Here is a 6,359-nt window from a genome sequence, read left to right on the forward strand (position 1 = left end):
TAGGTTCACGAGTCACACAGAGGCCATTAATGCTCACCATTTCTAGCAACGTTACCTTGGCTGATTGGGAGATTGATATAAGCCAGATTCGCGCCCAAGGCGCGGGCGGCCAGAACGTCAATAAAGTCTCCTCAGCGGTACACCTGCGCTTCGATATTCTTAGTTCCACACTGCCACCACTGTACAAAGAGCGTTTAATGACGCTGTCCGATCAGCGCATCAGCAAAGAGGGGGTGGTGATTATTAAAGCCCAGAGCCATCGCAAACTTGAGCTGAATAAAGAGGATGCGCTGGCACGTTTAAAAGAGCTGATACAGAGTGCCACCAAACAGCAAAAAGTACGCCGCGCCACTAAGCCCACCAAAGGTTCACAGCGCCGCCGCGTTGATCACAAAACCCGTAAGGGCAAAATTAAATCGCTGCGCGGTAAGGTGTCGGCATCTTAATGACTCAACCCTCAACATCTCCCTCTGGGCGCCCACTCTCGCCCTGCGTACAAATTTGCCAGATTGAGCCAATAACATCCGTGTGCCAGGGCTGTGGACGAACGCTGGATGAAATCGCCGGATGGGGAAGTATGACCGAGGCCGAAAAAGCCCCGGTATGGGAACGCCTGGAAAGCGAAGGCTACGTTTCTACCAGCTAAGTCTTAAGGACCATGTCGCTAATGACTATTTCTCTGATGGCTATTTCTTAAGTGGCTATGTCTTAAGTGGCTATGCCTATAATGACAGTACTTCAGGCTGGTGACGGTCGTGCAATATATGGTGTAGTTCACCGCAGGCCACCATCGGATCATCACAGTTGATAACGATATCCGAGTGGGCCAGCACATAGCTGCGGCCAGTGATGGTGTTCTCCACTACCTGATAAGCGCCCTCCTGGTGGGTGCCGATGAAGGTGCCAATAAATCCCGTCTCCCGCAGAGAAACTGTCTCTAGCTTATCCCCCAGGTTTAGCCGCCCTTCGTGGTTCATCAACGCCAAGCGTGCCGAGGTACCGGTTCCAGTGGTGCTGCGGCAAATAACACCAGGATGGACGTACGTCGTTGAACGTGAACGTATATAACCTTCCCCTACTTGCTCTTCAGGCCCCATAAAGTGCAAAAATGGCAGCGGCCCAACATCGCCCAGGGTGTAGTGGGAAAAGCCCCGCTGCGCTTTTATCGCTTCGACAATTTTGTAGGCACACTCCGAGAGTGCGCGCTCTTCATCACGGGAAAGCTTAAAGCCCAGCTCAGTGGCATCGACTAAGGCGTAAAAACCACCGCTGTAGGCAATTGAGTAGGTGACTTCGCCAATCCCCGGTACTTGAATCCTATCGCGGTAGGTATCGATATAGCTGGGCAGGCCGCCACAGGTAATCGATTCCACCACCCCGTTATGCACCTTTGCTTCGATTTGCACTAACCCCGCCGGTGCTTCCAGCTTAAAGTGCTGTATGCCTTCCTGCTTGGGTACAATGCCACTCTCCAGCACCGCAGTGGCGGTACACAGCGTGTTGGAGCCGGAGTAAATGGGGTACCCCATCACTTCCATAATGATGTAACCCGCCACCGCCTCAGGATGAGTTGCCGGCACTAACAAGTCGATCGACATCTCCGGAATGCCGTAGGGCTCTTCAAGCAGCAGGCGACGCAAACCATCGGCATCATCGCGCAGGTACTCCATCTGCTCGCGCACGGTGGCGCCAGGCAGAACATCAATACCCCCCGTGACGATACGGCTAACATCGCCTCCGGCATGGGTATCCATTAGCTGGATAGTATGAAGGTTATGCACTAGCGGCGCTCCTGAACGGCAGAAGAGGAATTTTCGAGGGCGAACGGCGTACCGTGAGTTGCCCACTGGGCATCGGGAACAAGCACAATTTTGCCTAGGTAGTTGCTGCCCCGGTTTACAAAATAGCGCTCGGCGTCATGCAGATCAGATAGCTTAAAGGCAGCGTGGAGCACCGGCTTTAATTCACCGCTACGAATCCACGCCACCAGCTGTTCGGCCTCTTCACGGGTGCCGTGGGAAACGCCAAATATCTGTACTTGATAAAGATACACGCGGGTCCACATCATCTCGCTAAGATTGCCTCCACTGGCACCGGCAATGGAGAGGCGCGGGTAGCTCTTACGCCCCTGCATATCGACAATCATGGTGTCGATAAACAAGTTGGTCATCTCACCGCCAACCAAGTCCATCACTGCATCAATCGGTTTGCCGCCAGTCGTTTCCAGCACCCGCTCAACAAAGGTCGGCAGGTCGCCACGATCAATCACCGCTTCTGCGCCTAGCGCTCTAAGCGCCTCGGCTTTGTCGAGCTGGCTGACTGCATACGGGACAGCCCCCACAATACGGCAGAGCTGAATGAGCGCGGTGCCCACACCGCCGCTGGCGCCACTGACGAGGACACGCTCGCCAGCGCTCACCTTGGCGGCAGTCATCATATGATAAGCGGTTTGATAAGAGCACATGCCCATTGAGGCCAGTTCGGCATCGCGCAGCTCTGGGTTGGGCACGTGATAAAACTGACCCGCAGGCACGGCGATATACTCTGCAAACCCTCCGTCGGCTCCATGGCCGTAGTAATCCGGGGTTAGATTAATATCGCGGCGTTCATCGGCGTAGATATTAAAATCAAGCAGCCCGCGCTGACCAATGCGCTCGGCGTCAACGCCTTCGCCGACCGCTACTATGCGGCCAGCTACGTCGGCGCCTTGAATACGCGGGAAGGTTAATGTTGGCGAACCGCCCATGGCAAAGGAGGTAACATCGCCCTTATCCTTGGTGGGATAGAGCCCCTCACGCGCTTTTCGATCAGTGTTGTTCTTCGCCGTCGCCGTCACCTGCACCAGTACTTCGCCCGCCTTGGGCTGCGGCGTGGCGACATCCTGATGGTATTCCAACTTCTCGATACCACCATGCCCGGTTAATAGCATGGCAGCCATTGTGCTGGGCACCGTGTGTGTCGTCTCAGCCATGGAGTGGCTCCTAGGTTGGGCTAATGCCCGATTAGCTAAAAACAGGAACGCCAATCAGCGCTGTATGTAGATAAAAGGCAAACACAACATACGCTATCAAGCCCACTAGCACGGTGGCAATCGTTGCCATTTTAGAGGTGCTAACCGGCGCAGACGGTGTAAGACGGTCGCGCTTTTTGGCCGTTTTAAATGCCAGGATAGCCCAGATAAGAAAGGCAGCAAAAAAGATAATATCGCCCAAGCGACCGTTGGCCAGCAGGTGAGCAAACGCCCAGATTTTAACCGCCAGCATCATCGGATGGCCAAGCTTGGCTTTAATCGCGTTATGGGGAATGTAGGCCGCCACCAACATAATAAAGGCGGGCACCATTAGCAGCGCCACCGCATGGCGCATACCCATTGGTGGGTACCAGATATAGATGGGGTCGAGGCGCATCTGGCCAAAACCGTAAATAGCAATGGCCAGCCCAACGATGGATACCGCCGAATAGGCTACTTTCCAAGTGGTTTCGCCGTGTTTCGCAATCTGCTGCTGGCGCCAGTTTTCAGCAAAGATGCGTACAGAGTGGATGCCTAAAAAAATCAGTAGCCCGATAATCATAATCGTCATGGAACAACTCCCAGTAAAAACGCTAGTCGACGGCTTTATGCCTTATAGTCTTGGTCGCTGGAGAGGATGCCACACTCAGCCGTCAAGCACCTATGCATGCGTCAACTTTTCGTTCCCTGGCGAATCGTTCCCTGGCACGGCTAAAACCAGCTATTAAAACCAGCGTTTGCGCTTAAACAGCCAAAACAACACCCCACCGATACCCAGCATGGCGCCCCAAACAAAAAAGTAACCGTACTGATAATGCAGCTCTGGCATATTTTCGAAGTTCATGCCGTAAATCCCGGCGATAAACGTTAGAGGTACAAAGATCGCGGTAATGACCGTGAGGACGCGCATGGTGATGTTTAGCTGGTGAGACGAAATAGAAATATAGCCATCGACTAAGTCACCGCAAATGTCGTAGTACATTTGGGTCAAGGTGTAGAGACGTTCAAAGCGATCCGCCACATCGTTGATGGCGTGAAGGGTTTCACTCTTTTCCCGTGGTAAATGCTCATAGTCATAAGCGGTGAGTTCTTGGGTAATTCCCTGGTGGTAGCTAAAGATGCGGCGCATTTTAACCAGCCGGGAACGGTAACTAATAATCTTGCGCATTAGCACATCATTACCATTTTCCAGCAGCTCATCTTCAAGATCGCTTAACGCCGTTTCAAATTCGAGCAAACTGTCTATATAAAAGCCCGCTGAAATATACATCACCCGCAGCGCCACGTGTTCCGGCGAGTGGGCCAGTAGCGCTTTACCGTGCTCGTTGAACAGACGCTCTATACTGAGTGCCTCACCAGGATGGAGCGTGACCAGAAACCTTTCGCCGACAAAAAAGCAAACCTGTTGAGGCAGATAGTTCAGCTCAGCATCGAAGGAGGAGATGCCGCGATAAATAATCAGCGTATGGTTGTCAAACTCCTCTATTTTAGGCGGATGGCGCTCTTTATGAGCATCTTGAATCGCCATCGGGTGAAACTCAAACGCCTCTAAAATCGCCCGCTCGCTTGACTGGGACTCCCCTTCCATATCGATCCAGATATGGCTGCCAGAGGTGGATTGCCACACTGCCATCAAGCTTTCATCGCCCTCGTAAGTTTCGCCTTCAGGGGTGGTCAGAATAGTTCGAATCATGGGCGTCCTTGAATGTTTCCAGGTCTTAACAAGCACCATCAGCAGACTGGGCAATACGTACTTGGGCTTTTCCAAAATGTTTAGCGTCATACATGGCAACATCGGCGCGCTTTAACAATTCATTCGCTGTTTCAGCGCCAGCTGGCAAATACATAGCGACGCCAATACTGACACTAACGTTCAGCGCCGCGTCGCCCACGGTCATTGGCTCTTCAATCATTTGGACTAATTTGTTCGCCAAGTTCTCAATCGCCGTAGGATCACTACCTTCTAATAGCAGGACAAACTCATCTCCTGCCCACCGCGCCACATAATCGGTTTCGCGGACGGCTTGCACCAATCGTTTAGCAATGACCCGCAGCAATTCATCACCCACGGCATGCCCATGGGCGTCGTTAATCGCTTTAAAACCATCCAGATCCATAAACAGTACGGCTAAGGGTTGCTCGGTGCGCCGTGTACGGGCCATTGCTTGAGGCAAGCGCTCATCCAAGGCTCGCCGGTTAGGCAGTTTGGTTAATACATCTTCCCGGGCCTGCTGATCGCGCAGTCGCTCAAGCTGCTGACGCTCGGTAATATCGTGTATAAATAGACTTCGCCGCTCACGCCCTTCAATCATCAATTTTTTGACGCGCACCTCAACGGGCAGTTCATTGCCATCATAACGGCGCGCCATAAACTCAATAGCCGCTGGGTCATTAGCGGTAGGCAAACCAGCGGGGAAAATCAGTTGTGTGATTGGCCTAGCCAACGCCGCTTTGCGTGGCCAACCAAACATCATCTCAGCCGCTCGATTCCAATCCAAAATCACATCATGAGCATCAATACTGATATAGGCGTCATAGGCAGACTCGATGACTAAATTTAGCTCGTTAGTACGCCGCTCGATTTGACACTCCATGCTTCGGTGTAACTCATTCAGCGCTTGCTGGGAGGCGTAGACATTTTTTTTCTCTAATACCAGCCGCTCACGTAAATGAATTTCATCAGTGACAATCGCCGCCAAGTCTTTTAGAGCCGCTAGCTGATTCTCACTAATGGCGCGCGGCTTCGTATCGATCGCGCAGAGAGAGCCTAGCGAAAGGCCTTTGCTTGTACACAGCGGAATACCCGCATAAAAGCGAATACCGTCGGCAGCTGTAACAAATGGATTGTGTGCAAAACGAGGATCCTGGCGGGCATCGTTAACAACCATTGGTTCTGTAGCCATAATGGTATAAGCGCAGAAAGCCACATCGCGAGATGTCTCGCGGGTCTCAACGCCGACGCGTGATTTTATCCATTGGCGTTTAGCATCAATCAACGTCACCGTTGAGATAGGCACACTTAGCAGCTTGGTCACCAGCCTGGTGACGCGATCAAAAGCAGGCTCATCAGGGGTATCTAGCAGTTCAAGCTCGTAAAGGGCTGCTAACCGCGCATCTTCGTCAGGTGCTATGGGGTAGCTCATTGTAATATCACCCATGAAGTGGCTGTTATTCTAACAGCATAACGCGATCAGCCCTTCACTGCTTAATACTCACTTTTGCCTAGTTAAACCCGCGAGTAGGACGCTAGTCAGCGTTGAGGCGATTAACGCACCAACGAAGGGCCCCAAGGTAGGAATACTGCCCGGAAAACTGGCGGCTATCACCCCAGCCGATAGGCTTCCCTGAC

General features: G+C 52.5%; 7 protein-coding genes. 2 read left to right on the forward strand and 5 right to left on the reverse strand.

Annotation, left to right across the window (positions count from 1 at the left end; genetic code table 11):
• Positions 1–29: 29 nt before the first annotated feature.
• Together arfB and KUC_RS19405 are read left to right on the forward strand one after the other, a co-directional pair.
• Positions 30–446 carry an alternative ribosome rescue aminoacyl-tRNA hydrolase ArfB gene (arfB, locus tag KUC_RS12060; protein ID WP_007113477.1) on the forward strand — a complete coding sequence of 139 codons (417 nt, stop codon included), beginning with the start codon at positions 30–32 and terminating at the stop codon, positions 444–446.
• Positions 446–646, forward strand: coding sequence for a DUF1289 domain-containing protein (locus KUC_RS19405; protein ID WP_083825776.1), 201 nt, complete (start codon positions 446–448; stop codon positions 644–646). Before arfB ends, KUC_RS19405 begins: the two co-directional genes overlap by 1 nt.
• Before the next feature lie 76 nt (positions 647–722).
• Here the strand turns inward: KUC_RS19405 and KUC_RS12065 are convergent, their stop codons facing one another.
• The 5 genes from KUC_RS12065 to KUC_RS12085 form a co-directional block, all read right to left on the reverse strand.
• Positions 723–1,781 carry a proline racemase family protein gene (locus tag KUC_RS12065; RefSeq protein WP_176459036.1) on the reverse strand — a complete coding sequence of 353 codons (1,059 nt, stop codon included), beginning with the start codon at positions 1,779–1,781 and terminating at the stop codon, positions 723–725.
• Positions 1,781–2,971: a zinc-binding dehydrogenase gene (locus KUC_RS12070; RefSeq protein ID WP_040480782.1), complete on the reverse strand. Its 1,191-nt coding sequence runs from the start codon at positions 2,969–2,971 to the stop codon at positions 1,781–1,783. Before KUC_RS12070 ends, KUC_RS12065 begins: the two co-directional genes overlap by 1 nt.
• Before the next feature lie 31 nt (positions 2,972–3,002).
• The gene (locus KUC_RS12075; RefSeq protein WP_007113481.1) at positions 3,003–3,581 is read right to left on the reverse strand and encodes an NnrU family protein; all 579 of its coding nucleotides are present in this window, start codon (positions 3,579–3,581) and stop codon (positions 3,003–3,005) included.
• A gap of 153 nt (positions 3,582–3,734) precedes the next feature.
• Positions 3,735–4,703 carry a magnesium/cobalt transporter CorA gene (gene corA, locus KUC_RS12080; RefSeq protein WP_007113482.1) on the reverse strand — a complete coding sequence of 323 codons (969 nt, stop codon included), beginning with the start codon at positions 4,701–4,703 and terminating at the stop codon, positions 3,735–3,737.
• 25 nt (positions 4,704–4,728) lie between these two features.
• A complete protein-coding gene (locus KUC_RS12085) occupies positions 4,729–6,153 on the reverse strand; it encodes a diguanylate cyclase domain-containing protein (RefSeq protein ID WP_040480783.1) in 1,425 nt (474 codons plus the stop codon).
• Between the last annotated feature and the right edge of the window lie 206 nt (positions 6,154–6,359).

Source organism: Vreelandella boliviensis LC1 (assembly GCF_000236035.1).
GTDB classification, from domain to species: Bacteria; Pseudomonadota; Gammaproteobacteria; order Pseudomonadales; family Halomonadaceae; genus Vreelandella; species Vreelandella boliviensis.

Excerpts from the sequence above, each read along its gene's own strand:
- KUC_RS19405 (WP_083825776.1), top strand. The coding sequence starts at position 446 with ATGACTCAACCCTCAACATCTCCCTCTGGGCGCCCACTCTCGCCCTGC.
- arfB (WP_007113477.1), top strand. The coding sequence starts at position 30 with ATGCTCACCATTTCTAGCAACGTTACCTTGGCTGATTGGGAGATTGAT.
- corA (WP_007113482.1), bottom strand. The coding sequence starts at position 4,703 with ATGATTCGAACTATTCTGACCACCCCTGAAGGCGAAACTTACGAGGGC.
- KUC_RS12085 (WP_040480783.1), bottom strand. The coding sequence starts at position 6,153 with ATGAGCTACCCCATAGCACCTGACGAAGATGCGCGGTTAGCAGCCCTT.
- KUC_RS12075 (WP_007113481.1), bottom strand. The coding sequence starts at position 3,581 with ATGACGATTATGATTATCGGGCTACTGATTTTTTTAGGCATCCACTCT.
- KUC_RS12070 (WP_040480782.1), bottom strand. The coding sequence starts at position 2,971 with ATGGCTGAGACGACACACACGGTGCCCAGCACAATGGCTGCCATGCTA.